This window comes from Streptomyces sp. T12, assembly GCF_028736035.1.
In the GTDB taxonomy this organism is placed as follows: Bacteria; Actinomycetota; Actinomycetes; order Streptomycetales; family Streptomycetaceae; genus Streptomyces.
In genome coordinates this window covers 1-24066 of sequence record NZ_CP117867.1, presented here as the reverse complement: position 1 = coordinate 24066, position 24066 = coordinate 1, and the positions used below count along the sequence as shown (strand labels likewise).

General features: G+C 69.1%; 23 protein-coding genes and 1 tRNA gene. 4 read left to right on the top strand and 20 right to left on the bottom strand.

Features of this window, described 5'->3' with window-relative positions; all coding sequences use genetic code 11:
• Nucleotides 1-61: 61 nt before the first annotated feature.
• The 16 genes from PBV52_RS50940 to PBV52_RS50865 all read right to left on the bottom strand — a co-directional run bounded on the left by PBV52_RS50940 (nt 62) and on the right by PBV52_RS50865 (nt 11839).
• Nucleotides 62-2317, bottom strand: coding sequence for a type IV secretory system conjugative DNA transfer family protein (locus PBV52_RS50940; protein ID WP_274250058.1), 2256 nt, complete (start codon nt 2315-2317; stop codon nt 62-64).
• A 535-nt stretch (nt 2318-2852) separates the two neighbouring features.
• On the bottom strand, nt 2853-4067 hold the full coding sequence (locus tag PBV52_RS50935) for a ParB/RepB/Spo0J family partition protein (RefSeq protein ID WP_274250057.1): 1215 nt from the start codon (nt 4065-4067) through the stop codon (nt 2853-2855).
• Nucleotides 4064-5347 carry a ParA family protein gene (locus PBV52_RS50930; RefSeq protein ID WP_274250056.1) on the bottom strand — a complete coding sequence of 428 codons (1284 nt, stop codon included), beginning with the start codon at nt 5345-5347 and terminating at the stop codon, nt 4064-4066. The genes PBV52_RS50935 and PBV52_RS50930 overlap by 4 nt, the downstream gene beginning before the upstream one ends.
• A 62-nt stretch (nt 5348-5409) precedes the next feature.
• Entirely contained in the window at nt 5410-5652 is a 243-nt protein-coding gene (locus tag PBV52_RS50925) for a hypothetical protein (RefSeq protein WP_274250055.1), read from the bottom strand.
• A 16-nt stretch (nt 5653-5668) separates the two neighbouring features.
• Nucleotides 5669-5911 (bottom strand): hypothetical protein, encoded by a 243-nt coding sequence (locus tag PBV52_RS50920; RefSeq protein ID WP_274250054.1) that lies wholly within the window; start codon nt 5909-5911, stop codon nt 5669-5671.
• Nucleotides 5912-6189: 278 nt separating this feature from the next.
• Entirely contained in the window at nt 6190-7176 is a 987-nt protein-coding gene (locus PBV52_RS50915; protein WP_274250053.1) for a hypothetical protein, read from the bottom strand.
• Complete coding sequence (locus PBV52_RS50910) at nt 7176-7688, bottom strand: hypothetical protein (protein WP_274250052.1); 513 nt, start codon at nt 7686-7688, stop codon at nt 7176-7178. Before PBV52_RS50910 ends, PBV52_RS50915 begins: the two co-directional genes overlap by 1 nt.
• A gap of 12 nt (nt 7689-7700) precedes the next feature.
• Complete coding sequence (locus tag PBV52_RS50905) at nt 7701-8474, bottom strand: hypothetical protein (RefSeq protein ID WP_274250051.1); 774 nt, start codon at nt 8472-8474, stop codon at nt 7701-7703.
• Complete coding sequence (locus PBV52_RS50900) at nt 8471-8788, bottom strand: hypothetical protein (RefSeq protein WP_274250050.1); 318 nt, start codon at nt 8786-8788, stop codon at nt 8471-8473. Before PBV52_RS50900 ends, PBV52_RS50905 begins: the two co-directional genes overlap by 4 nt.
• A gap of 93 nt (nt 8789-8881) precedes the next feature.
• Nucleotides 8882-10042, bottom strand: coding sequence for a DUF2637 domain-containing protein (locus PBV52_RS50895; RefSeq protein WP_274250049.1), 1161 nt, complete (start codon nt 10040-10042; stop codon nt 8882-8884).
• A 25-nt stretch (nt 10043-10067) separates the two neighbouring features.
• A complete protein-coding gene (locus tag PBV52_RS50890) occupies nt 10068-10541 on the bottom strand; it encodes a GntR family transcriptional regulator (protein WP_274250048.1) in 474 nt (157 codons plus the stop codon).
• Nucleotides 10542-10577: 36 nt separating this feature from the next.
• Nucleotides 10578-10654: transfer RNA gene (locus PBV52_RS50885), tRNA-Thr, on the bottom strand.
• 47 nt (nt 10655-10701) lie between these two features.
• Nucleotides 10702-11187, bottom strand: coding sequence for a hypothetical protein (locus PBV52_RS50880; protein WP_274250047.1), 486 nt, complete (start codon nt 11185-11187; stop codon nt 10702-10704).
• 144 nt (nt 11188-11331) lie between these two features.
• Nucleotides 11332-11514 (bottom strand): hypothetical protein, encoded by a 183-nt coding sequence (locus PBV52_RS50875; protein ID WP_274250046.1) that lies wholly within the window; start codon nt 11512-11514, stop codon nt 11332-11334.
• The gene (locus tag PBV52_RS50870) at nt 11514-11666 is read right to left on the bottom strand and encodes a hypothetical protein (protein ID WP_274250045.1); all 153 of its coding nucleotides are present in this window, start codon (nt 11664-11666) and stop codon (nt 11514-11516) included. The genes PBV52_RS50875 and PBV52_RS50870 overlap by 1 nt, the downstream gene beginning before the upstream one ends.
• The gene (locus PBV52_RS50865; RefSeq protein ID WP_274250044.1) at nt 11666-11839 is read right to left on the bottom strand and encodes a hypothetical protein; all 174 of its coding nucleotides are present in this window, start codon (nt 11837-11839) and stop codon (nt 11666-11668) included. The genes PBV52_RS50870 and PBV52_RS50865 overlap by 1 nt, the downstream gene beginning before the upstream one ends.
• Nucleotides 11840-12159: 320 nt before the next feature.
• Here PBV52_RS50865 and PBV52_RS50860 point away from each other — a divergent pair, with 320 nt between their 5' ends.
• The 3 genes from PBV52_RS50860 (at nt 12160) to PBV52_RS50850 (ending at nt 14550) form a co-directional block, all read left to right on the top strand.
• Nucleotides 12160-12351, top strand: coding sequence for a hypothetical protein (locus PBV52_RS50860; protein WP_274250043.1), 192 nt, complete (start codon nt 12160-12162; stop codon nt 12349-12351).
• Between the two features lie 814 nt (nt 12352-13165).
• Nucleotides 13166-13879 carry a hypothetical protein gene (locus tag PBV52_RS50855; RefSeq protein ID WP_274250042.1) on the top strand — a complete coding sequence of 238 codons (714 nt, stop codon included), beginning with the start codon at nt 13166-13168 and terminating at the stop codon, nt 13877-13879.
• Nucleotides 13880-13890: 11 nt separating this feature from the next.
• On the top strand, nt 13891-14550 hold the full coding sequence (locus PBV52_RS50850; RefSeq protein ID WP_274250041.1) for a hypothetical protein: 660 nt from the start codon (nt 13891-13893) through the stop codon (nt 14548-14550).
• A 166-nt stretch (nt 14551-14716) separates the two neighbouring features.
• Here the strand turns inward: PBV52_RS50850 and PBV52_RS50845 are convergent, their stop codons facing one another.
• The 3 genes from PBV52_RS50845 to PBV52_RS50835 all read right to left on the bottom strand — a co-directional run bounded on the left by PBV52_RS50845 (nt 14717) and on the right by PBV52_RS50835 (nt 16448).
• A complete protein-coding gene (locus PBV52_RS50845) occupies nt 14717-15079 on the bottom strand; it encodes a hypothetical protein (protein ID WP_274250040.1) in 363 nt (120 codons plus the stop codon).
• A 307-nt stretch (nt 15080-15386) separates the two neighbouring features.
• On the bottom strand, nt 15387-15662 hold the full coding sequence (locus PBV52_RS50840; protein WP_274250039.1) for a hypothetical protein: 276 nt from the start codon (nt 15660-15662) through the stop codon (nt 15387-15389).
• Nucleotides 15663-15812: 150 nt separating this feature from the next.
• Complete coding sequence (locus PBV52_RS50835) at nt 15813-16448, bottom strand: hypothetical protein (protein ID WP_274250038.1); 636 nt, start codon at nt 16446-16448, stop codon at nt 15813-15815.
• 267 nt (nt 16449-16715) lie between these two features.
• On the opposite strand from PBV52_RS50835, the gene PBV52_RS50830 reads away from it, so the two are divergent.
• The gene (locus PBV52_RS50830; RefSeq protein WP_274250037.1) at nt 16716-16871 is read left to right on the top strand and encodes a hypothetical protein; all 156 of its coding nucleotides are present in this window, start codon (nt 16716-16718) and stop codon (nt 16869-16871) included.
• A 726-nt stretch (nt 16872-17597) separates the two neighbouring features.
• Here PBV52_RS50830 and PBV52_RS50825 read toward each other — a convergent pair.
• Nucleotides 17598-23438 (bottom strand): DUF3560 domain-containing protein, encoded by a 5841-nt coding sequence (locus tag PBV52_RS50825; protein WP_274250036.1) that lies wholly within the window; start codon nt 23436-23438, stop codon nt 17598-17600.
• Nucleotides 23439-24066: the final 628 nt, after the last annotated feature.

Genomic DNA, 24066 nt, shown 5'->3' with positions numbered 1-24066 from the left:
GATACACGATCGATGCCGCGTCGTGGATGGAGTGGCCCCGGGTCGTGCCGGGGCCGTCGCTCTATGCGGTGGCCTTGGCCGTGTTCCAGGCCGCGAGCCAGGTGTCCAGCTCGGCCCGGGTGTAGTAGGTGACCCTGCCGTCCGTGACCCCCTCGGGCACCGTGACGCCACGGTCCTTGGACCGCTGCAGCAGGTACTTGCGGGCGGTCTCATACCCCCAGGGCAGAATCCCTTCCTTGCACGCGTCGGCGATGGAGAAGGTGTCGGGAAGGGCCGCGTCCTCGGCCTGCTCGACCGCGAGCGCTGCGTCCGGATCGACTGTCCCGGCCCCTGTCCCGCCACTGGTCCCGACGAGCACTGTCCCGGCGCCTGGCCTGGGAGAACCCCCTCCAGCCCTCCTGTTCCTGCGCACCGGGACAACCGGCCGTGACAAGGGGGCGAACTTGCCGCCGGGCAGGAAGGCGGCGGCCGCCGCCTCCTCTTGGGCCTGGGCGAGTGCCTCGGGGGTGATCCACGGTGCCATCTGTCCGGCGTCGAACCACGTCGGCGCCTCAGGGGCGCCGACGAGGAGCTCCTGGACATGCGGCGTGATGTACGCGGCCTGGAACTCGCGCACCCAGGCGTAGTCGCCGTCCGGGTCCGTCTGGTTGTCCGCGTACGCGCCACGGCCCTTGACGGTGGTGTCGTAGCCGAAGCGCGGCGCGTTCTGCCCGAAGGCCACGCCCCAGCTCACCATGTCCTGCTTACCGATGACGATCTTCGTGCCGATCTGCTTGCGGCCGATGGTGCCGCCGAACAGCGCGTTGTCGAACTGCTGGGCACCGACCACGACGCGGTGGTTGGAGGAGCGGCCCATCATCAAGATGATGGTGAACCAGTCGATGAACGGCGGCGTGCCCTTTTGCTTGATGCCGTACTTCCACCACGTGTAGGCGAACCGGATCAGGGTGGGTAGTTCGTCGATGACCAGCAGGCGCGGGACGAGCTGGGCGCGCAGCTGCGGGTCGCCGTCCAGTCCGAGGGACTTCTCCGCCGCGATCATCGACGTCATGAACTCGGCGAAGGCACCCATGCACGCGCGGGTCGTCTTGTGGATCCGGATCCCGGAGTACCCCTCCGCCTCGATCATGGAGTTTTCCTTGTTGTCGAGGATGTCGACGACCCAGCCGTTCTGCCGGCCGTGCACCACGGGGATGTAGAGCATCGTGGACTTGCCGGAGCCGGTATCGCCGGCCACGCCCCAGTGGGGTGTCTCCGACTCGGTGGCCACCACCACGTCCACGATGCGGTCGCCCTCGACGGCCTGGCCGACGAACACCTTGTAGGGGTCGCCGGTTGACCGCCACGGCACCGAAGAGGCCAGCTGCGGGCGGGGCTTGGGCGCCGGCTTCGGGGTGAACTCCACGTACGGGTTGCGGCCGCGCTGAGCGTACGAGGCGACCCACTCACCGGGCAGCCGGGAGTGGAGGATGTGCGCGAGCATGGCGCGCTCCTTGTCGCTGCCAAGCCACTGCAACGGCAGGCGGATCACGATGCGCGCGTCGTCGTCAGACAGATCGTCCGGCAAGAGCATCCAGTATGCCTCGCCGCGCTCCTGATCCTCGTCGGACAGGCGCAGCACCTGGATCAGTGCCGCCCACAGACCAGGCCCGTAAGTCTCCGCGTCGCTGCGGGTACGGCTGCCGCGCGGCACCGCCACCGTGGCGGCCGCGGCCGCGACGGGCACGGTGATGGCGACGACCACGGCCGTCCACTCAGGTGCCCGCCACAAGCCGACGGCCGCCGCCGCAGTGGCCAACCTGACCGCAGAGCGGGCCACTCCGGGCCACTGGTGCCAGGTCTCACCGATCCGCGTCAGTGCACGAGGAGGCGTGAGAAGGGCGGTCCGGGAGCGGCGGGGCATCGGCGTCTTGCTGTCCGTGGCCGTGTCGGGGCTAGAGAGGTCGCCAGCGGAGGCGCGGTCGATTCGCACCCCCGACTTGAAGAAGCTGGAGTCGGTCTTGGGCTCGCCCCATAGGGGCTGGCCGGCGACGAACCGCCAGGCGCCGCCGAACAGTCCCCCGATCGTGACCGCGAGGCCTTCGCCGAGGGTGTCGACAGCTCCGTCGAGTCCGGGGCGTTCCTTCTTGCCCTGCGCTGCCACACGGCGCGTTCCGATCCCGTACACCGTGGCGATCACTACGACTGTGCAGACGCCCCAGAGCTGGAGTTCGGCAAGGCTGTCGGGCCGGACAGAGATCAGCCAGGCGGTGAGCCCGTCGATGTCCGAGCCGTCCCCGGCAGTGGTGGTGAGGGGGGAGGCGATTGTGTGGACCATCGCATGGTCCGTCGTGCTCCGCACCAGTTCCCCTTTCATGTGGAGAGGACTCGCGCATCCAGCGGGTGGGTGTCGGGCATGACGTGACACCCTGCGGCCGGAGCGAATCCCAGTCGACCAGCCGCGTTCAGCGGCTGCGGGTCCCACGTTGAAGTCGAGTTCCTGTGGACAGAGAGCGACAGCGCGGGCCCGTGCGGATGATGCTGGGGCGTCCTCACCGCCACGCTCACCGTCAGGGCCCCTCCACGGCCACAGGCAGATCTCAATCGCCGTGGTAAGCACCGCGGTCACAGCAGGCGAGCAGCCGCCGTGCTACTTACCACTGCAGGTCAGCACAGGTAGGAACCTCACAGAGCCCACCGGAACCTGGTGTCTTGTGGGCGAGGCACCACGCCCCTGAGCGCACCCCGATCCCGCTCTGAGAGTGAGCCGCCGGGAGGATGCCGTGGGCTGCACGGTGGGCGCTGAAGCTGAAGAGGCCCCGCTTCCTCACCGGGACGGCGGGAAGCAGGGCCGGCGTCCAGCTGATGGCGTCTCAGTCCACCTGCATGGACGGCGCTTCGGTGAAGGTGGCCAGCAACCCCTCGAACCTGGTCCGGTCGAGTTCTCGTGCCTTGATGTTCAGGAGTCGGAGGAGTTCGAAGAAGCCATCCTCATCCATCTTCTGTGCGAGGTGCATGGCAACGAGCGGGGGTTGGTCATACGGCAGCCGCAGGGGCTGCGTCGTCTCCGTGGCAGCAGCAGATTGCCCGTCATCCTGCGGGCGCGGCTCCGGGATGCGCTTCTCGTCTCCCGATGGGCTGGTCTCTTGCTGATGTGACGTCCGGCTTGGCGTCGGCTCCGGACTATCACGGCGTGATACCTCGCCTGTCTGCCCCGCCTGCTCTCCAGGCTGGGTCTCCTCGGCCGCCGGCGGACTGGGCTCCTGCTCGGAATTATCACGGCGTGATAGTTGGTCCGTGTCCTCGACCTGGTCTTTGGTCTGAGCTTCCTCATCTGTCGACTGCGGAGGTCCAGCCGTCTGTTGCAGGGGCTTTCGACGGTCAGCGGCAGCACGCCGCTCATCCGCCTTCTCCTTCTGCTCCTCAGGCGACAGCTTGCCCAGATTCCGGACGTGCTCGACCGTCCGCTCCCCGTTCACCAGGTCCTTCTGGAGTTCTGGTGACAGCTTCAGCAGGGAGAGCTTGCTGGAGATGGTGTTCTGCGGGATGCCGAGCCGTTTGGAAGCTCTGGTCTGACTGCCGTAGTAGTCGACCAGGGACTGGAGGGCGTGGGCTTCCTCGAGGTCCGTCATGTCGTCGCGGTGGTAGTTCGCAATGAAGGCGGCTTCGAGAAGGGCTTCGTCGGTGGCGACGCGTGCGTTGTCGACGCGTACGGGGATCGTGGCCATGCCGACGCGGCGCGCTGACTCGAGCCGGCGGTGGCCGTCGACGACGATGTACTGGGCGCCGTCGTCGATGTCGTTGTCCCGGTCGGGACGGTCGTGCAGGTAGGCGTCCACGGTCGCGACGACGATGGGGATGAGGACGCCGACTTCCCGGACGGTCTGGACCGTCTCTTCAAGGTTGCGCAGATGGTTGCGCGGGTTGTCGGGGTTGTCACTGATGAGGGTCACCGGCAGGTCGGTGATGGCTGCGGTCGCGGCTGCCTGCGCCCCGATCGTGCTCTCGATGGCGTCGCGGCGGGAGCTGCGCGCGGTAGCGGCAGCGCCGAAGGCTGAGCCCGGGCCGAGCTTGTCTGCCTTGCTCATCCTGCAGCCCCCATGGCGATCATCCGCATGGCGTTCGCCTGCTTGCTGGCCGGCGCGTACGACAGCAGTGCCTGCTTCATACGGACGGCTTCGCGTTGTTCCTTCAGGTCGTCGATGACGGCCAGGACGCGCTGGTCCTCCAGGCTGTTCCAGTTATCCAGGGAGGAGGTGGCGACGAAGCCGCGGCGGGAGTCGTAGAGGTTCACGACCAGGCCGAGGTAGTCGACTTCCAGACCGAGGTCCTTGCAGAGGTCCTCGATCTGCTGCACCAGCATCATGTAGGCGGTAGCGGAGGAGTCTTCGGCGAGGACCGGGATGATGACTCCGGACCTGCCTCGCTTCTCGTTTCGCCGGCGGCGCCCGTAGTAGAGCGCGGCGTCCGTAGCGAGGCCGAGGCTGGGAGGGCAGTCGATGACGATGACGTCGTAGTACTCCTCCAGCGGGCGCAGGGCGCGCTCGAGGGCGGCTTCCTTCTGGAAGCCGCGGGAGTTGGCCGCAGTCAGGGCGATCCTCGAGTCGAGGAGGAAACCGTCGAATGCGGCCGGCAGGACGTCCAGGCGTCCTTGGAAGCGGGGGTCCTCGATCGTCACGACCAGGTCGCGCAGGTCTCCCTCGCCCTCGCCGATCATGTGGGTGACGAGGCTGTCATGCTTCGGCGGGATCTGCAGGATGCCGAGTTGGTCGCTGAGGTGTCCTTGCGGGTCGTAGTCGACGAGGAGAACCCGCTTGCCGCCAAGGGTCCACTCGGCGGTTGCGTCGAGAAGCTCCTTCTTAGTCCTGCCGATCCGCTTGCACTCGTTGTAGGTCAGTGACTCGATGTAGCGCCGCAGGGCTGCCATTCCGGCTTCCTCGTCCTCGGCGTACGCCTCGGCGAGGCCCAAGGAGACGGCGGTCTTCCCGACGCCGCCCTTCTGGTTCACGGTGATGATGCGCCGGGGTTCGGCACCCCGACCGCCCTGCCGTGGGGAGGGGTTGTCGTCCAGCCAGAGGCGAATGCTCTGCGCCAGGCCCTGGGTGTAGGAGACGCCACGGTCGGTGCAGGTGTCCTTGAACTGGTCGTACAGGCCCGGTGGGAGCCAGGTACTGAAGGACTTGGCGCCTGTGGTGTCGACGTCGAGGCTCGTGCTAGTGCTCGCGCGCCAGTTGGTAATGGCCGTGGTGACGGCGTCCTGGATGTCCAGGCCGAGTTCGGCGCAGCGGATCTTGAGTTCTTGCTGGAGCGCCGAGGGCAGCTTGGACGCTACCTTTTCCCGGTCTCCTTGGGGGTATGGAGAGGACATGGCGTCACCTTACTGACTTCCATCTCTCCGACAACAGCCGGTTCGCCGTTCCTGACGCGGTTTCACCCTCTCGGGCGGATCGGATTATCCCGACGTGATAATCCGCGGGCGCCGGGGTCCTCGTGGTGGTCCTCCTCGTCGTCGGGCTGCCAGAACGCGCCGTCGGCCATGTGGTGGTGCTCGATGTCGCTGATGGTGAAGGCGAGGCCGCCCATGGCGTCCTGGACGGCCCATCGGTGGGTGTCGCTGAGTTGCGCGGTCGGGGTGTCCTTCCGGGGGTCGGGTTGATGTTCGCCGCCCCCCACTGGCACCCCGTCCGGGTCAGGTGAGGAGGCGGCCGAGTCCGTTGATGACGATCAGCGCGAGGAGGACGGCGGCCCCGTAGACGGGGATACGCCAGCGGTGCGGGGTCGTGATGACCCGGATGCCGTCTCCCTGTGGAGCGAGTCCGCCGTGTTGTGTGCGGCGGTGACCGTCGCGTTCGTGCTCGGCTTCGCTCTTTCTGTAGGTGGGCTGCAGGGAGCTGACTTGGCACACGGGGCACTGGTAGCGGTAGCGGGGCATAGTCGTCATGGTGCCCCAAGTCGCTGACAACTGGCGATAGTTGCAGCGCACAGCTAGCCCCCTATCGTGCCGGTCGGGGTGGTGGGCTTCTTATAATGATCAATCCTCTTTTGTCGGTCAGGTAGGAGGTAGGTAGAGGTAGGCGGGTAGGGGACCGGGGCCCCTCTCGGGGGTGGGGGAGGGGTGCCGGCGGGTCTCTCCCCCGGCGGGCCGGTGGCGGCCCCTCACGCGCGGGCCGGGGGGTCGGGTGGCGAGGGTGGCCCGCGCGTGAGGGTGGGTCAGGTGGTGGCCGGGCTCGGGGCGGGCTCGGTGGGTGCGGGTCCGGTGGGGGTGATGTCGGGGACCAGCCCGGCGGGGGTGTGGCCGAGCGCTTCGGTGAGGTCATCGACGTGGACACCGGGCTTGTTCAGCTTCTTGCCGGTGTCGGGGTCGCGGCCGAAGTGCATCTGATCGCGGACGGGGACCTTGATGCTCTTGAGGAGCGCGCGGAAGCGCGGTTCGTCCCAGCCGGGGAGGCTGCAGTCCTTCTGTACGCGGGTGAGAATGTCGGCGGTCTGGGCTCCGTTCTTGCCCTTGTCCCTGACGCCTTCCACGACGGCGGCCTCTACGTGGCCCCAAAGCATCTCAGCCTTACGCCGACGGGTGTCCTCGCGGTCTTCTGTGTCCTCGGGTACGCCTTCGGAGGCGTGGGCAGCGCCCTCGGCTTCCTGGGCCCTCTCCCCTGCCTTGGATTTTTCATGATCGTTTTGGGTGGTGGTCTCCTCTCCCCTCTCCTCTTGCTTCCTCCCCCTCCCCTTTTCCTTCTCCTTCTCGGCCGCGTAGATGAGCGCTGCGGCGCCCCATACGACGGCGGCGGCCGGTGGCGCGTACTCCGGGTGCAGCTTGACCGCGTAGGAGAAGACGTACACCGCGACGCCTGCGGCGCCGAGGCGCTGGAGCGGGTTCCAACCCTGCTCTTCGCCCCATGCCCACAGGCGGACGACGATGACGCCGGTCCCGTCCTTGAGGCGGCGGCAGACGGTGAGGGTTCCCCGCCATGCGGCGCGGACGATCCGACCGGGTTCTCCGGCTGTCTTTGTGGCGATGTTGCGGGCCAGGGCGCCGAGTTGGGCCGCGAGGTCTTGCCAGGCTTCGGGGCCGACGAGTTCACGGATCTGGGCGAGGGCGCCCCCGCCGGTGGCGGGGGTTTCCTCGTCGTGCTCGGCGTCGTGCTCGGCGTCCTGGTCCTCGTCCTCGGGGCGGTGCTTGATGAGGTCGACGGTCATCAGGTCAGTCCGATCGCGTTCGCGCCGGTCAGGATGAGCCACTTGGGGATGCCCCAGATGCCGCCGGAGGCGCCCCACACGGCGGAGGCAAAAATGCCGGTGATGGCGGCCCATCCGGGGGCCAGCTCGCGGTTGCGGACGAGGGCGACGACGGCGAGGGAGACGCCGCCGAGGCCGAAGGCGCCGAGATCGCCGGAAGTGAGCGACTGGGCGAGGCTCATGCTGATCTGGTCGGAGGCGGACCAGATCGACCCGGCTGCGCTGTAGAAGGTGCCGGTGGCGACTCCGGCCCACAGGGCTTCGTCGGAGTCGATCCGGCGGCGCTGCTTGGTCTTTGCGCCGCCGCCTGCGCCGTCACCAACGCCGGCCTTCTTCGACTTCGGGGGGCGGGTGCCGGTCCAGAGGTAGACGGTTCCGGCGAATGCGCAGCCGCCTGCGCCGACGGTGCCCAGCACGCGCCCAGCGTCGATGATGGGCGCGTCCGCTGCAAGGGTCATCAGGTCAGTGATCACGGGAAGGGATCCTTAGAGGGTGATGGGGCTGGCGGGGGTGTAGAGGGCGAGGGCGAGCCCGGCGGAGGCGAGGGGGACGCTGCCGAACCAGCCGCACAGAGGGTTGAACAGGTGGATCGGGCGGGGCTCGTGGCCGTCTGTGCCGTCGCGGCCGAGTCCGGAGGTGATCAGGCCGTCAATCCGGGCGCCTATGTGGCGGGTGACGGCGGCCGGGATGAAGGCGACACCGACGAATACGCAGCCGATGAGGATTCCGCCGCCGATGCTGTCCTGAGAGCCGATGGTGACGATGTGGTGGTGCATCCACTGAGGCATGCCGTAGTGCCAGCCCGCGGCGGCGGCACTGCCGAAGTAGATCAACCGGCGGGTGCTCTTCTTCCGGCTGATGGCGCGGGCCCGGCCGACCAGGCCTGGGGCGTCCTCCGCAGGCTGCGGCTCGAAGTCCTGCCGCAGGTATGCATGTTCCGGCGGCGGCCCGTACTCCTTGGTCACCTCGTGGGCCTGTGAAGGGCTCGCGGGAGGCGGCGGGGGTGTCGGGCCTGTCTGCTGCCAGCCGCCCGGAGTCCACGCCCATCGGCCGAGGCCGGGCGCGTGCTGCGCCGGAGCGGCGGCCTTGGGGTCGGCGTCGAACGTGTCGCCGCTGTCGGCGTCGTAGACCTTGTTCCACCAGCGGGCGGCGGGGTCGCGCGGGTCGGGGGTCATGTCCGGCCGCTCGTGCTCCGGCTGTGTCTCGTCCGGGTCGGGCTGCGGCGCCTTGACGCGCCACCAGTCGGTTTTGCCGGTCACCTGTCGCTCCCCTCCCCCGCGAGGAGGGGCAGAGCGGGTAGAGCGCTGACCTGCGCGTCTACCGCGTCTACCAGGCGGGTCCAGGCGCCGGGGCGGCGCATGGCCGCGAGCATGAGGGCGCGGGCGCGGTTCTCGTCCGCGCCGGGCGCGTGTATGTCCACGTTGTGCTCCTCGGTCGGGGCTTCCACGCCCACCGCTGCCAGGGCAGCGGTCCCGAGGTCGGCGAACTCGGTGGTGCTCGCGTGTGCGCGAGCGTCGATCGCAGGTGAGGTTCCCGCCTGCTGGGAACGCATTGTCGATTCCAGTTCCGGCATGATGCGCGGTGCTCCTGATGCTCGTAGAGGCTCGGGAGAGGCGGCGCCCGGCCGGGCCTCGACAACTCGGGCCGGGCGCCGCGTGGTTGCTGGTTAGTCAGTGGTCTGGGCGGCGGCCCTGGCCTCTTCCTGAACCGCGTTGCGAAGGCGGATGAGGTAGCGGTTCTGTCCGCCACCGATGGCGTGCTTCACGATGCGGACGGAGAGCTTGTCGGCTCCGCCGAGGGCCTTCGCAACCCTGCGGACCTTTGCCAGATCCGCCGGCTTGAGCGGCCGCTCGTCGTCCTCCGCCTTCTCCCCCCGAGTGGCCCACTTCCCTTTACCGGCAAGGGTTGTGGCCATGTCGACGCGTCGTTTCCGGGAAGACTTGCGGCTGTTGCGTGCCATCGCTCGGGCGTTTTCGTCGGCCTCGACACAGATGGCGGCGAGGGCGGATAGCATCCCGTCACGGTCAAGGTCGCGGACGCTTCCGTCGCTGACGTCCTCCCAGTAGGAGCAGACCTCTACCGGCGCCTTGCGGACCTTTCCGTAGCGCTGCTTGATGTACCGGGCGCAGGCGCGGCGGAGGCGTTCGAGCTTGAGGGCGTCGGTGTAGGAGGTGATCTCCCACAGGCGCATGCGGCGCCACAGGAGGAAGGTCGGGAGGGGCGCCAGGAGCCAGCGGGACAGCCGGACGCCGTCCATGCGCGTTCCGTCCTCGATGCCCGCGAGCTGAGCGACGGCGTTGCGGCCGGACTCGACAGCGATCACGAACAGGACGGGCAGCACGGCATGCAGGCCGGTGCCGGTCCAGTCGCCTTGCGCCCATGCGCCGGCGGCGTTGAACCACACCGTGGCTGCGGTCAGCAGGTGCGCGGCCGGGCGGAGCACGGGGACGGGCAGGCGCATCATGGCGAGCGCGAGATCAAGGCAGAGGAACGAGGCGATCCCGGCGTCCACGCCGATCGGGACCCATCGGGCGATGGACGGGCTGATGCCGTGGTCGAGGGCGAGACGCTGCACGGCGCTGTAGGAACCGGCGAAGCCGATGACGCCGACGATGACCGCCCCGAGGACGGAGATTGCGAGGAGGAGCCAGAGGGGCCATCGGCGGGGCTTGCTGGGGGGCTCGGGCGTGTCTGGGGTCTGCTCGGGTGGCTGCTCGGCGGCGGGGCTGGAGTCGACGAGCAGCCCGGCCTCGGTCATGCGTTTGATCTCGGTCTCGTACTCGGACAGCGTCTTGTCGATGGTGTCGACGTCCACGGGGATGGCCATGCGGGGTTCCTTGCTGGTGACGGGGTCAGGAGTGGTGGGTGATGACGGCTCCGGTGCGGACGCAGGAAGAACAGGCCCAGCCCCATACGGGGTGGGGTTCGCCGCGTCGGCCTCCGCCGCAGACGGGGCAGGTGTCTGCTTCGCCGGGAGTGGGCCAGAGGGGGCCGTTGCCGGCGCGTGCGGTCTTGATCCGGTCCCAGAAGCCTTCGGCAGCTCCCCCGCCGGTCTGCCTGCGGTCGGTGATCTCGTGGCCGCTCCCCCGCCAGGACTCCACCCGGCGGATGAGGCCGCGGTCGCGGAGGATGGCGCAGGCGCGGGCCAGGGTGCGGCGGGACGTGCCGTAGATGTCGTTGAGGTCGTCGTACGACGGGAAGGGAGCGCCGGGCATGGCGTGGGCGATGCGCCGGGTGATGTCGTCGGCGATCTGGAGGGCTCGGGCCTCGAAGTAGTCGAAAGTACCGTTAGTACCGAGGTCAGTACCGGGGGCAGTACCGCCCATTGCTGCTTGTCCTCCTGGGTGTTGGGCTGCTGGTCGTGGTGCCCTCGCCGGGATTCGCACCCGGACTGCGGCCGCGCACTGGGCGGGTGCCTCTGCTGTTGGGCTACGAGGGCGGGGAGCCCCCAGCCGGGGAGGCTGGGGGCGTGGTGCTCAGGGGTGGTCAGGCGCGGACGACGTAGACGGCGGGGAGGAGACCGGTGCGCAGTGCGCCCCAGCCGCCGAGTCCGGTCGTGGTCTGGGTGGCGCGGTAGTACACCGTGCCGCCGACGGTGACGGTGCCGTGGAAGGTGACCCGGTCGCGGGGGCTGATGCCCGAGCTGGTCTTGACGCCGTCCTCAGTCCGGAACGCCACGCCGATTGCGGGGGTGACGCGGTGGGTGCCGCCGCTGGTCGACGGGGCCGGGGCGGAGGCCGGCCGGGTCGGCTCCGGCTTCTCCTCCCTTATCTCCACGTCGGGGTACTCGGTGACGGTGCCGGTCTCGTAGCGCTGGGTGTCGGGGTTCCAAACGCGCGTCTCGTAGGTATCGCTGGGCTGGTTGGCGCCGGGGAGGTGGCTGTTGTCGGCGGCGGCGCTGGTCGCGGTGCCCAGGGTGACGAGGGCTGCGGTGGTGGCTGCCGCGACGGCGGCAGCCATTCGCTTGTTCACGATCATGGTTCCTGTCCTGTGCTGGACGTTCCCGCCGTCGTGGCGGGGTGGCCGGTCGGCCGTGGCCACCCCGGTGCCGGTGCGCTTCCGCGTTATGCGGGTGCGGTGTCAGTGCCGGAACCGGGGCGACTACGCGCGGACCGGTCAGGCTCCGGCGTGTTCGCTCTTGCCGGTCTCGGCCTGGCGGTCGCGGCGGGCTTCGATGAGCGCGAGGAGCGCGGTTCCGTAGGCACCTGCGGCGTGGTGGGCGTTGTTGAGGACGGCGTTGTCGACACGCTCGACCGCACGGGCGACGGCGCGGTCCAGGTCGACGTGGCGGGGGGCCATCACGATCCCCAGCCCGAACGCTTCTCCTTGCCGGCCGGCTCGCGTCCCTCGCGGGGCGCGCTCCGATTGGCGTTGAGTTGGTCGTTCAGGCGCTGCTGCCCGGCGCGCTGGTCGGCGGTCCAGCCGGACTCGGTCTTGTTCTTGCCGACCATCAGCGCTCGCCCCCTGCGGAGGTCGTGCCCGACGGGGTGTCGGGGTTGGTGGACTTCGGCAGGGTGTCGGTGGCGTGGCTGCGGCCGAGCGCGAGCTGGTCGCGCGCCGCCCCGGCAAGGGCCAGGCGGTTCTGCTGGTGATGGCGGTAGGCCTCCAGGTCCTGCTGGCTCACCGGGCACCCCCGGCGGGGGACCAGGTGCGGGACAGGCGCTCGGCGGCCTGTTCGGAGGACCTGCGGTCCACGGGCGGGACCTGCGGCGGTACAGTCTGGCTCACGGCCATAACTCCCTTGTCTGCTTTGGGAAACAGGGATGGGTGGTCTAGGCCCTGGGCACGGTGTTGCAGTCACCGAAGCCCGGGGCCGCCGTGTTTTCTGCGGCAGATCGAGACTCACACAAAAGTCGTTGACTTTCAAGTCTCTTGAGATCTTGCGACTTGTGGTGTTCTCTAGATCCTGTGACGCCCCGTACGCTCACCGGCATGGAAGAAGTCATGACGACCGAAGAAGTGCGGAAGAACTGGGGGAACCTGCTGACCGAGATCCGCGCCCGCGTCCGGGGCGCGATCGTCCTGCGCCGGTACCGCACCGAGGTCGCGGTCCTGGTCCCCGTCGATTGGTACCGCCAGGCCGTCGACGCCATCGGGCAGCCGACCACGCTGATCGACCCCTCGAAGACCGAGTAGAAGTGACGGCGCGTCAACCCAGCAGCGCGGTACGCCCGGAAACCGCAGCCCGACCGCGCTCATCCGCGAGCGGCGTCATGACGCACGACAGCCCCAGCCTCTGCGGGAATTGGGAGCCGCCAGCCCCACTCACCACGAGTCCACTGCCCACTCACCGCGGTCGCACCACGCGGGAGTTATGGCTCTGTGACACCGATGGTCGGTTGGTGGCAAGCGAGGCGGTAAGTGCCCGGTCGAACAGTGGAGATGAGAGTTCGTCGGGACGACGGCTCGCCCTCGCACGCTGTGGACATCACACCGCTGACCAGGCGTAGGATCTCCAGAAACTCCAGACACGCAAAAGCCCCGAGCCGGAGCTCCCAGGATTGCCGTCCTGGGCCGGACTTCGGGGCTGGAGCGTGACCAGCGCGTAGGTCTGCTGCCGAGTGTAGCGGGGGTGCTGTTCTCCCTCCACCAGGCAGTAGCCAGAAAGAGGCCACCCGTGGCACAGCAGCACCGTGATTGCCCACCGAACGACTGCAAAACGTGTCGGATCACACTCTCCGCGCGCATCGAGCTGGCCGCCGAGAATCCCGCCGTCGTCCCGACGACCGCGGCCGTGATGGACCGTTCGGGTCTCGGCCGCCGCGCCGTACAGATCCACACCGCTCACCTGGCGCTGTACGGCCTCGTGAAGGATGGCATCCCCACGGGCGTACCGCTGGATCCTCCGCTCCCGCAGACTCCTGAAGAAGAGCCGCCGACACCGCTGCAGTGGGCGTCCTCGGTCGCTCTGCCGGAGTCCTGCCGGACGTGCAGGTGCATCCTATGCGAATTGGCGAAAATTGCCCGCGGTGACTGGGCCGGTCAGATCAGTATGCGCACCCTCGCCGAGCGTCTCGAGCTGAGTGAGTGGACGGTGCGCATGCATCTGCGTACAGGCCACACGGTGGAGAAGATCGGGCACAGCCTCGCCGCCGCCGGCCTAATCGCGTTCGACGCCCAGGGCGAGGTCACCGGCCGTGACCGCAACAACAAGCCGCTGATCGTCCGGCGTCCGGACCGCTTCATCCTCGCCCCGGAGCAAGCCCGCCTGGGCGTGTACCGCATGCCCTACAGCGGGGACGGGTTCAAGGACGGGCTCATGGAGCGTCTGCGCGACCAGACGGAGTGGTTCGACCCGGCCCACAAGGAAGCCGGCTGGATCGTGAACCTGATGGCGTCGCTGATCCGCAGCGGGTGGCCGGAGGAGCTGCTCATGCAGAAGCTGCGGGAGCGTCCGCACGGCGGAAACAAAGCACTCAAATTGCCGTACCGGTACGCTCGCGTACGTCTACCCAAGAAGGGCACGCCGTACGTGCGCTCGCAGTTCGCGGGGCCGGATTCCGGGTTCGACAAGCCTCGGTGCGACAGGTGCCGGGTACGGATGGGGGGGCGGACGCCAGATGGTCTGTGCCGGGAGTGCCGTGAGGACCAAGCGTTCACGGGCGGCGTGAACGGCACGGTGTCGGCGGCGTACGCGTTGGCAGCACCAGCAACCACGCGGTGAGGGCAGGGGAGATGCAGGACAACGAGATCGAGCTGCTGCCGGACGCGGCGGCCACATCGGTGACATGTCCGGCGTGCGGGGCGCCTCCGGGTCAACTGTGTCCCGGCACGATAGGGGTGCACATGGCCCGGTGGGTCGCCGCCGGCTCCCACGACGACCCGCACGACGATCACCATCATCATGGCGGCGGCCTGCACTACTCCGACACCCGCGCCGTTCCCGGCACGCTCGTGAGCCTGAAGCAGTCCCAGTGGCGGCTGACCGCGGAGCACGAGGACGGATCCCGCTGCCCGCGCACCGGCAAGGGCCGGCACCGCCAGCTCCCCGAGCGCGACCCGCGCTGTCCCGGCCGCGCCTTCTACGTCGCGCGCTGCCGCAACTGCTCCTGGAGCTGCCGCAAGCGCAAGCGCACCGCGGTGGAGGAGGCCGCCGAGCTGCACGCGCGGTTCTGCTCCGACCAGCAGCCCATCCGCACGCCGGAGCAGGCCATCCTCGAGCGCAACCAACGGGAGTGCCGCGCCTTCACCGTCGCCTGCCCGGTCTGCCATGCACCGGCCGGGCAGCCCTGCATCGATACCAAGCTCGCCTCACGCGCGCCGTACACGCACGTGGACGGCGCGCCCCGCGCCCACATCAAACGACGAACCCTCGTGTCACGGAGCCGCCGCTGATGCCGAACCCGGCGGCGATGCCATCGGTGGGTCGTTCGGAAGCAGGAGTGGGGCCGCACCAACGGTGCGGCCCCACTCCTTGTCCATGTCAACTGAACCCAGTATCAACGGAGTTGGCTGGGTGAGGCAGAGGTGCAGCGGCGCCGAGCTGGGCCGGCCTGGTCTGTCAGGAAGCCATACGGCGGGGGCGCTTCTTGACCCGTACGGACACGGCCAGCTCGAGGTGGCCGGCAGCGTAGGCGGTGAGGAGGAGCTCGGCTACGCGCGAGCCGGACAGGCCGTCGGCCTCGGCTCGCTCGGTGGCGGCCTTCCAGTTGTCGGGGTCGACGCCGGCGCCCTTGGCGCTGCGGCCGGGGCCCCGGTCGGCGTCCTGGGGAAGGTCCAGGGGGATCCGGCCGGCGGCGTACTCGCGCAGGAGGTGGTCCAGGACGGTGCCCAGGGGCATGTGGTCGACGTCCTTGGCGCGGGCCTTCGCGGTCTCCCAGACGGTGTCCAACACCCACAGGTCCTGTTTGCGGTGGCTGCCCATAGCGGCTTCGTGCTCCTCTGTCCGGTCGGGGCTGCGCCGGTCAGCCCGGCGGAGCACTGGGAGGCTACTAAAAGCCTTCGGATGGTTGGGAACTCAGTGCTCCCCAAGGGGCCGCGCGCAGAGTGCCTGTCTGCACTCGCCGACTGAGGTGTTCTTGTCAAGTCATGGCGTCTGGTGGTCGGTTCTGGACACGCAGGCGCGCCGGGGCCGGCGCAGCTAGGCGCCGGCCCGCAAGGCGGAAGTTGGACGCCGAGCAGCCGGGTGTGGTCTCGGGGAGGGCGAATCCCCGAGACCACACGTGCTCGGGTCAGATGCCGTAGTGCCTGCGGTAGGAGCGGACCAGGGCGCCCCCAATCGCGCCGATCGTGGCGACCTTGTCCTTGCCTTCGTCGACCGCCCGCGCGTACAGGCCGGTCACGGTGTCCGCGAACCTCGGCTCGGTCAGCCTCGACAGCACCGTCTCGACATCGTGTCCCTCGATGCCGAGCGTCGCTATCGCCCCGGCAGCGGTGCCGACGATGTAGCCGGCGACGTCGGCCAACGTGTCGAGCTGCACGCGCCCGCCCTCAAAAGTGGTGGCCATGTCGGGATGTCCTTTCGGTGAGTTGAGATGTCAGTCGAGGATGCGGGCGAGTGCCGCGCGGTTCCTGGCTCAGAGACAGCTAAAGATTTTCGGCGTCTCGCAAGAGGGGTGCCCCTCAATGCGGCGTGCCGCACGGGCAGCGAGTACGGCTCAGCGGACGCCGTAGCCGGGCATACGGAACGGGCGCGGCTCGCTCACCGTCGACGATCCGTCCGCGTGCACCGTGATGGTCGTGATGGTCGGGCCGCGGCGGACACGCTCCCGCCGCTTCAGCTCCTGCGCCCACCCCTCATCCGAGTTGCGGCGGGCAACCTCGCGTGCGACATCCACCCGAAGAGCGTCCTCGGCGGCTGCGTCGCGGGCATCGCGCATCTTCGCGACCAGCTCGGCGAGTCGCGCGCGGCCAGCCGCGGTGACGTCGCCGGCGTGCTCCTCGGCGTACCGCTGGAGCCGGTGCCACGCGTACGCCTGCCCGTTCATGTCGCGCTCACGCTCGGCCTCGGTCAACTCCCGTACGGCGCCGGACACGTTGAACCGGGCGTGCCGCAGCCAGGTGGGCAGCGTCCGCCCGCCGTAGCCGCGGGCGGCGGCGTTCAGGGCTCGCCGGGACGCCTTGACCAGCTGGCCGGCGATCGCGCCAGCTTCCTCCAGTTCGGCGCGGGTCAGCCAGTCGGCGGGGTCGTTGCTCACACGGTCCTGGGTGTGGCACTGGGTACGAACGTAGTGCTCGGCCTCAGCGGCCCATTCGTCGCGGTCCATGTCCATGACGGTGCGGTAGTTGTCCATATTCGGGTTCCTCTGGTGGGTTCGGGAACGGGGTGCGGGGCCGGGCGCCCCAGGATGGGGTGCCCCGGCGTGCCGCGCGGGCGGCGGACGGTCTCCCGAAAGAGAAGACTACTAAAAATTTTCGCGGTATCAAGAGGGGTCCCACTACCCCGAGTTCCGCGGGTGCAGATCTCGCTGGCGCGGCGCCGCCACTCGCCCCACGACCGCGCCCCGCCAGCAGAGTGCGCAACCGGGACCTACCCATCCCCCGTCGGGCCTCTCGCCGCCGTGGTCACCGCGCTCAACTTCCGGCACAGGACACGCACGGCGAGCCGTACCGCGCCGCCGCGGCGCAACCAGGACGCCGAGCACCAGCAGGACCAGGCCGAGCGGAGCGCCGCACCGTACAGCCGCGCCAACACCCCGACTGGAGAGTGGCGTTGAGCGACTGACGCGCACCGCTCGGCGGGGGAGGCCATCCGCGACCGGCCGCGCTGGCGGCCCGTTCACCGGCTCCGGGAGCTCTGCGGCTCGCTTGCCGTACAGGAAACCTCCAGGCAGGAGCCGCCTCGCCCTCCCAGCCGTTAACCATGCCCGCCCGCTTTTGACTTGTACGTGTCAAGTCCTGCGGAAAACCCTCAACACCGGCGAGGAAGTGGGGGAAGTTGCCTGTGATCGCGGTCGACCAGGGCGGCGAGCCCGACGAGGTGGAGGAGGACCTCCTCCCGGTGCGGCGCGGGGTTTGCTCGGACCGTTCGAGGCCGGGACCGGCGAGGGCGACGAGATCACAGGGCGCTGATCGGGAGTTCACGGGGATCAGCGGGGCTACGTCGACACCGTGCCACACCGCGCCGCGCCCCGCGTTTGGCGTCCCCCCCACCCCCCCCGGCCCAGTTTGGCGCGTGCCTGTCAAGTTCTGGGGAAAGATGCTGTCAGTCGTCCCAACCAGCCCGCGGCGGGCCGGAGTAGGGCGAGCATGGCCGCCCGGGACTGGACAGCTGTAGCGTCCCCTGTCGCGTGCTGGTGACCGGCGAGAACATCCCCGCCCCCCCGTGTGGTCTCTACGCGACAAGAGTCCCGGTCGGGGGCGCCGCACCCGTGGGTGGATGTGGCGTGCGCGGCGCCGACGCCGGAGGGAGACCGCACGTCACCCGGCTCCGGCCCCGGACTTCACCACCTGTACGGCATCATCTCGGCCACCTGCCCGGCTGCCACGGTGACCAGCGCCGCACTCGCCGCGATCGTCAGGGCTTCTCGCTGTAGCCGTCGGGGAATCCGGACCGGCCGCACCGGCGGGGGCACCGGCCGCGCCGGAGAGACCTCCCGCCTCAGCGCCACCAGTCCGCGCCTGACCTCGTCCCAGGTCAGCGACGGCCCGTCCTCCGACTCCTGGCCGTCGCCCTGCAGTTCTGCCCGCAGCTCCCGCAGCTCCTCGGCGATTTCATCCCAGGAGAGTACGGGCGTGTCCTGGTCCTGGTGCTCCTCCTGGCCTTCGACGACGGCCACCGGCTCTACAGAGGCCTCGAACCAATTGCGCGCGGCCTGCTCCTGGAGAACCTCGACATCATCGGCCTCACGCAGCCGCGCCACCAGCGCCCGCACCTGGCGCACCTCGGGCGACTCCACCGGCGTGTCGCGTGGGGCGGGAGCGTACGGCGTGACGATCGGCTTGCGCACGCCCGCCTCGATGGCCTTGCGCACCGGGGAAGCGGGGAGCGCCTGGCACTGTGTCACCTCGACCGGTGCCCCGCTCTCCCCGTCGAACACCTCGACGCCGGACGGGTCGGACACGACGTCAGCGCAGCGAGCAACCGCCGAAACCGTCGCCTTGACCTCGTCCACCGTGACGCCGGCGACCCTGCCCGCGCACGCCGACTCAGCCTTACGCGCTCGCGCCTCAGCTTGCCGCTCGCGCTGCAACTCCCGCTTGCTCTTGGGCTGCTTGACCCGCCACGCCTCGACGTCGCGCCCGCACGGCCACGCATGACCACACCACCGCTCGGGGTGGCACGTGCCCGGCCGCCGCTCCGCGTACCCCTCAGCCGTCACCGGCCGCGCGTACGCATCCCGCAGCACCTCACCGAACCGGCCGTCGTCCGTGACGAAATCCCAGTCCGTACCGTGCTCGCCCGGCTCAGCCGTCCAGCACAACATGAACCGCGCGCCCGACGTACGCGCATCGGAGCACACCGCCTGAGCATCCCGCCGGGGCATCCACCACAGCACCCGCTGACGGGCCGGGCTGCCACCCTGCGACGCCATGAACACAGCCACCATGTCCCCGAACGCACGCGGGCCGCGCCCAGGGGCGGGGTCGGGCATGTCATCGGCGACCTGCGCCGGATCGCCGGCGGGCTCCAGCTCCGGCACGGCCACCGGGGCCGGGGCGGCCGGACGCGCCGGCCGCTCAGGGGCAGGCTCCGGCAGCTCGTCAGTCGGTGCCGGATCGTCGGCCGCCTCGAAACCCTGGCCACCCTCGGCCGGCGAGCCCTCACCGGAGATTTCCACCGTGCCGGCAACCTCCGTGGGCGCGGGCTCCTCCTCGGCCTGGCCCTCGACCACGACCGGTACCGGCTTGGGCTTGAAGTTCTGCGGACGGGCGTACCCGCACACGGTGCACATGCCGCGCGCCATGCTGAACCGCTTCTCACCGTTCGCGACGCGCTTGCAGTGCGGACACACCGTGCGCTCAGCCTCGGGCTCCGCCTCCGCCGCCTCCATCCGCGCAATGTCAGCGGCACTCGCCCAACCCTGCACCGTGTCATAGGTGATCGTCGAAGTGTCGCAGGTGCACCGCTTGCCGCCCTTGCACGGCGACGGACGGCCGTAGTACACGGTTCCGGCCGTGCAGGTGCGGTCCTCCGAACGCACCACCGGCACCCCGGTACGGGTGAGGATGTGCGGCACGGTCACGCTCTTGGCGTTCACCCGCAGCACCTCACGCCACGTGCCGCCCGTGTGAACGAAGTCACCGCGCTCAAAATCGGCCTTACCCCACACCTTGAAGCCCTGCCGCTCAGCCTCGGCAATGACCTCTTCCCAATACGCGATCTTTTCCACGATGCGGCGCCGCTCACGGGCCAGCGTCTCCAGCCCCTCCGCAGTGGTCGACCGCGTGTAGCCACAGGCCGAGTTGCCCGCCGCCCACTTGTCGACGTCGCGGAGCTGCTTACGCAGACCCTCCGGGCCGTCCAGGCGGCGCAGGGTGCGCGCGGGGTTCTTCTTGAACTCCTCGAAGTGCTCCGCAGAGATCGCCCGCGACGCGTGATAGGCGGCCTTCTTCTCCTCCTGGATCGAGCGCCGCATGTGGTTATCCATGCGCTCGATGTCCCGACGGTGGCGCCGCTCGGAGTGGTGCCCCACCTTGATCGGCTCACCCGTCATGTGATCGGCGATGGCGTGCGACGCCTTCCACGCCCCCTCGCTACGAGCCGACGCGTTCGCCGCGTATCCGCTGTAGCGCTCGGCCCGGTCCTCGGCCCGGTCGTACTGCTCCTGCACCGCATCGGCGTAAGCGCGCTCGGCGTCGTTGTCGATGACCACGGCCACCGTGTACCCGGCCTCTTCCAGGTAGCCGCGCAGCTTGCGCACGGTCCACATGTCCGCATCCCCGTCACGCGAGTTACGCAGGTACCACGCCTGAATGTCGTAGCCCCAGCGGAACGCCATACCGCCCCGGCGCCCGTACTCCTTACGGCGCAGGATCGCCCCGGCCTTGTCGCCCTTGCTGGTGCCCTCAACGGTCGTACCGTCGGCGGGGGTGTGCCGGATGACGATGTCGGCGCTCTCTTCGCTCACGTCCTGGCCCTCACCATCGGCCGCCGCCTCGACGGCGCCGGGGTCAGCCGCGGCGGCCTCCTCCTCCTGCACACCAGTCGGGATGATCGCTCCCTGACCCGTGTTGGCGCGGCTGCAATACGTCCAGAACTGCGGGCGGCACGCCCCCACATACAGCGCCGTGTCCGGGTGCCGCTCACGCCCGCACGCCTCACACGTCTCCACCCCCTTTTCTGACGCGTACGCGTCAAGTTCCCGGGAAAACCCCCCTTCCCCGCCGGGAGTGCGATCCTCGCTTGAAGTGTTCGCGTCAAATCCTGTGGAAGCCGCCGGCTCCGGAGCGGTCTCCGCCGCGTACGCCTCAGACTCCGCAGCGTCCGCCGTGGCGTCACCGTCGGACGGCTCACCCTCGGGGGCCGGGGAGGGGATGGCCACGCCCGGAACGGCGCCGCCCTCGCCCTCCCATGCCTCGATCGCGTCCGGGGTGCTGTCGACGTCCGGAAGGGCGCGCACGGCCGGAGCAACCGGCGCCGGAGCCTGGACGGGGGCAGGCTCCGGGATCTCCCCGCCGATCCGGCGCGCGTTCTCGTACAGCCAGTCAGCCGCACGCTTCGCCGTGTCCTCCTCACCCTGAACACTCCACTCGGAGTTACGGGCGCGCGCGTCACGGGCCGTACGGACCGCGCGGTAACCGGCCTCGTACACGTCGTACACCTTGTCCTCGTCCTCACGGGACATGCCGTGCACATCGTTCGACCAGAAGCCCCAGGCCAGTTCCAACCGCTCCGCCTGGAACTCCACCTCTGCGTGAGCGGCAGCCGCCGCGCGCTCCTGCTCGGCCTTCTCGGCTGCCATGTCCTCAGCGATGCAGCGCTTCGTGTTCTCACCATCGGCGTGCGCCTCAGCGTGCGCACACACCATGTCCGGCCGGTTGATGACCACCCACTCGAACAGAACCCGCTCGATCTCCGACCAAGACCCCTTGTGCTCCTGGCCGTCCGGGAACGTGATCCGGTACGGGTCGCCGACACGCGCCATCACGTCAGAGCGGAAGTCGTACATCTGCTCACCGGTCCGCGCGAACGCGCAGCGCACGCCGACCATGGACACGAACGCGTTCCCGTCCGCGTCGGTCGCCTGTTCGCCCCCGATCATGCGCGCCATGGCCGGGAACAGCTCCATAGCCTTACGTGCATCCTTCGGCCGGACGTGCGGAGCTAGCACAGCCGCGCGCCCCTCGTAGCCGTTCTCCCAACCGGGGCGCGTCCACACGTGCTCGCCACGCGCGCACTCCGGCCGGTACCCGTGACCATCCGCCGGGGTGTCACTGCCCTTGACGTATCCGAACCGCTCCTCTTCGGGGGTGAGTTCACGCGCCGGAGCGTCGCCCTGTACGTCCGCGTGAGCGTCGTTCACGTCCTCCGTGACGTCCTGGACGTCCGCCACATCAAATAGCCCGTCAGCCGCGCACTCAGCAGCGATCACGGTCACGTCCGCCCGGTAGCGCTGAACTGCCCCGTTGTCCGCCACCCCGTACGGGACGGACACGAGCGCGTACGGGGTGCCCCTACGCGACCCATGGAAGAACGGAACCGCGACAGCTTCCGCTCGCGTCGCCCTACGGCCGTCCACCGTCGCGATGATCACCACATCCGCAGAATCAGCGTACGAGTCTCCCGACCACGCGCCAGAGCTGCAATCGGTCGCCCACACCTGACCCGTGTAGGCCACGCCCTCAATCTCCCAAGCCAGCATGGTTCCCGGGGCGTAGTCGACCGGTGCCCACTCACTCGTACGGGTCGGAGCCGACCAGCCCAGGTAGCCGGCCGGAGCCTCCACACCCGCCACGCGCGCGTCACTGGCCTTGCGGCATGCCTTGAACAGCCGCGCCATGTCGGCACGGTCCCGCTCCGCGCTCGCCCACGACTTCCAACCCGCGCAGTCACAACGGGTCTTGTGCGGAGCCTTGATACGGCACTCCACACACACCCCCCGGTACTCCGCCGGACGGGGAGTCTTACCGGCCGCGTACAGCTCAGCGTGGCGAGACTCGCGCGCCCGAACCTCCGTGTTCAGCCACGCCTGAATGTCCCGCTCGCACGCCTCACGCGTGTACGTCGAGTAGTCCGCAACCTGAATCGTCGGGACCTTGACGCCCTTGTCTCGCCCCTCTTGGAGCAGCAGGGGAGCGCTGTACGACTCCACATCCTTCGACCCCGTGACGTCCACACGGAACGACCAACGGCCGTCCACCGTGACGACGTGCCGCTTGCTGCCGTACGCGCCGTTCCCGTCGCGCTTCCACACGATCCCCGGGGTCACGGTGTCCGCCGTAGCGTCCATGGCGCGCGCGGCGAACCACTCGCACGCGTCGCCCTCGATTTCCCACGTGCCGCCCTCCGCGAGAATCTCGCCCCCAGCAAACAGGGTCCAGCCGGACGACTCGACAACGGCCGTGACCGTACGGCCCCCGATGACCAGGGGGCGAGCCTCACGGACCGTACGGGCGCCCGGAACGTTCAGCCGGTACGTCCCGAACGGCAGAGCCGTACCGTCCCCCGTAACCGGCTCCACGGGCGCCGGAGCCTCTACCGGGGCCGACTCCTCCACGGGCGCGGCAGTCTCCTCCGGAGCCTCCACGGGGGCCGACTCGGGCGCACCGACCGCAACCGGCGCGTCGTAGCTCATGGCCACATCACTCGACCACTCAACGGCATGCTCGGAGCGAATCGCGTACGACTGAGTGTGCGTACCCCTACGGCCGTCCGTCACGATCGTCCACCCCGGAAGGTGAATGTCGTTGAACGACAGTTCAGCGCCACACCCGCACGAGTAGCCGTACCGGCTGATAGACACCGTCCCCCGGCAGATGCCCGACTTCCGGCCCCCGAACCGAGACACCGCGTACCGGCCGTTGTGGCGTACCGGCTCCAGAATGACCATGCCGTCCGGGCGCACGTCCGTGATGTTCTTCCGCGCGAACGACTTAACCGGCCCCCGAGTCTTGTAACCCTCCCGCCCCGGGATGATCCAACGGCCGTCAAGGGTGATCAGGGAGAACCGTTCCGTGGCCGGACAGAACACGCTGTAGGCGACCGCACGCCCCGTGACGCTCTGCCCCTGACGCTCCGGGTACAGCTCAGCGTCAGACATCACGATCACATGGGCATCCGTCAGACCGTGCCCGGACATCGCGTTGAGGGCGGGAGTGGTGATCATCTGACGGTCGGTCATGAGGGGGGTCCTTCCTGGGAGTGTCTCAACACCAGAAGACTACTAAATTTTTTCGGGGTCACGCAAGTCCGCGACAACCGCAGCGGGGGTTTGACTTTCTGACGCACCGTCAGAAGACTCATACCGAGACACCCCTCGGGACGTGACTGCAGGGGTGGATTGAGGAACCCTCAGACCTCGTGCGACCAAAGGTTTCTGACGCTTCATCAGGTAACGGCCGGATATCGCCATGTCTCGGTTTCGTGGAGTACCGTGCGCCCCAACATCCGTTCGATTTAACCTGTGGAAAAAGGGCGCACCATAGTCCACAATCTCCACGCGAAACCCATCACAGAGAGTTACTGCGCACCGCAGTCCACGCTTTCCTGTGCCAGCATCTACGCAGGTCAAGAGGGGGGCGCACCGTTTTCCACAATCTCGACGCCAAAGTATTTCCGCAGGTCAACGCAGCTGCGCACGAGAGGGCGCACCGTTTTCCACGCTTTCCCCTATACAGTCACCACCGGTAGGCCTGCCGCGCGCGGACGGCGAGCCCGGAGGGCTCGCACATCGTTCGCGGAGCGAACGATCGTTCGGAGCGCTCCGCGCTCCGAACCGGCGGCGTAGCGCCGGCGCGTCGTCTTCGCGG

Bases quoted from the DNA above. Each gene is read 5' to 3' on its own strand.
- PBV52_RS50940 (WP_274250058.1), bottom strand. From the start codon at position 2,317: ATGGTCCACACAATCGCCTCCCCCCTCACCACCACTGCCGGGGACGGC.
- PBV52_RS50935 (WP_274250057.1), bottom strand. From the start codon at position 4,067: ATGAGCAAGGCAGACAAGCTCGGCCCGGGCTCAGCCTTCGGCGCTGCC.
- PBV52_RS50930 (WP_274250056.1), bottom strand. From the start codon at position 5,347: ATGTCCTCTCCATACCCCCAAGGAGACCGGGAAAAGGTAGCGTCCAAG.
- PBV52_RS50920 (WP_274250054.1), bottom strand. From the start codon at position 5,911: ATGCCCCGCTACCGCTACCAGTGCCCCGTGTGCCAAGTCAGCTCCCTG.
- PBV52_RS50915 (WP_274250053.1), bottom strand. From the start codon at position 7,176: ATGACCGTCGACCTCATCAAGCACCGCCCCGAGGACGAGGACCAGGAC.
- PBV52_RS50900 (WP_274250050.1), bottom strand. From the start codon at position 8,788: ATGCCGGAACTGGAATCGACAATGCGTTCCCAGCAGGCGGGAACCTCA.
- PBV52_RS50895 (WP_274250049.1), bottom strand. From the start codon at position 10,042: ATGGCCATCCCCGTGGACGTCGACACCATCGACAAGACGCTGTCCGAG.
- PBV52_RS50890 (WP_274250048.1), bottom strand. From the start codon at position 10,541: ATGGGCGGTACTGCCCCCGGTACTGACCTCGGTACTAACGGTACTTTC.
- PBV52_RS50875 (WP_274250046.1), bottom strand. From the start codon at position 11,514: ATGGCCCCCCGCCACGTCGACCTGGACCGCGCCGTCGCCCGTGCGGTC.
- PBV52_RS50870 (WP_274250045.1), bottom strand. From the start codon at position 11,666: ATGGTCGGCAAGAACAAGACCGAGTCCGGCTGGACCGCCGACCAGCGC.
- PBV52_RS50860 (WP_274250043.1), top strand. From the start codon at position 12,160: ATGACGACCGAAGAAGTGCGGAAGAACTGGGGGAACCTGCTGACCGAG.
- PBV52_RS50850 (WP_274250041.1), top strand. From the start codon at position 13,891: ATGCAGGACAACGAGATCGAGCTGCTGCCGGACGCGGCGGCCACATCG.
- PBV52_RS50845 (WP_274250040.1), bottom strand. From the start codon at position 15,079: ATGGGCAGCCACCGCAAACAGGACCTGTGGGTGTTGGACACCGTCTGG.
- PBV52_RS50840 (WP_274250039.1), bottom strand. From the start codon at position 15,662: ATGGCCACCACTTTTGAGGGCGGGCGCGTGCAGCTCGACACGTTGGCC.
- PBV52_RS50835 (WP_274250038.1), bottom strand. From the start codon at position 16,448: ATGGACAACTACCGCACCGTCATGGACATGGACCGCGACGAATGGGCC.
- PBV52_RS50825 (WP_274250036.1), bottom strand. From the start codon at position 23,438: ATGACCGACCGTCAGATGATCACCACTCCCGCCCTCAACGCGATGTCC.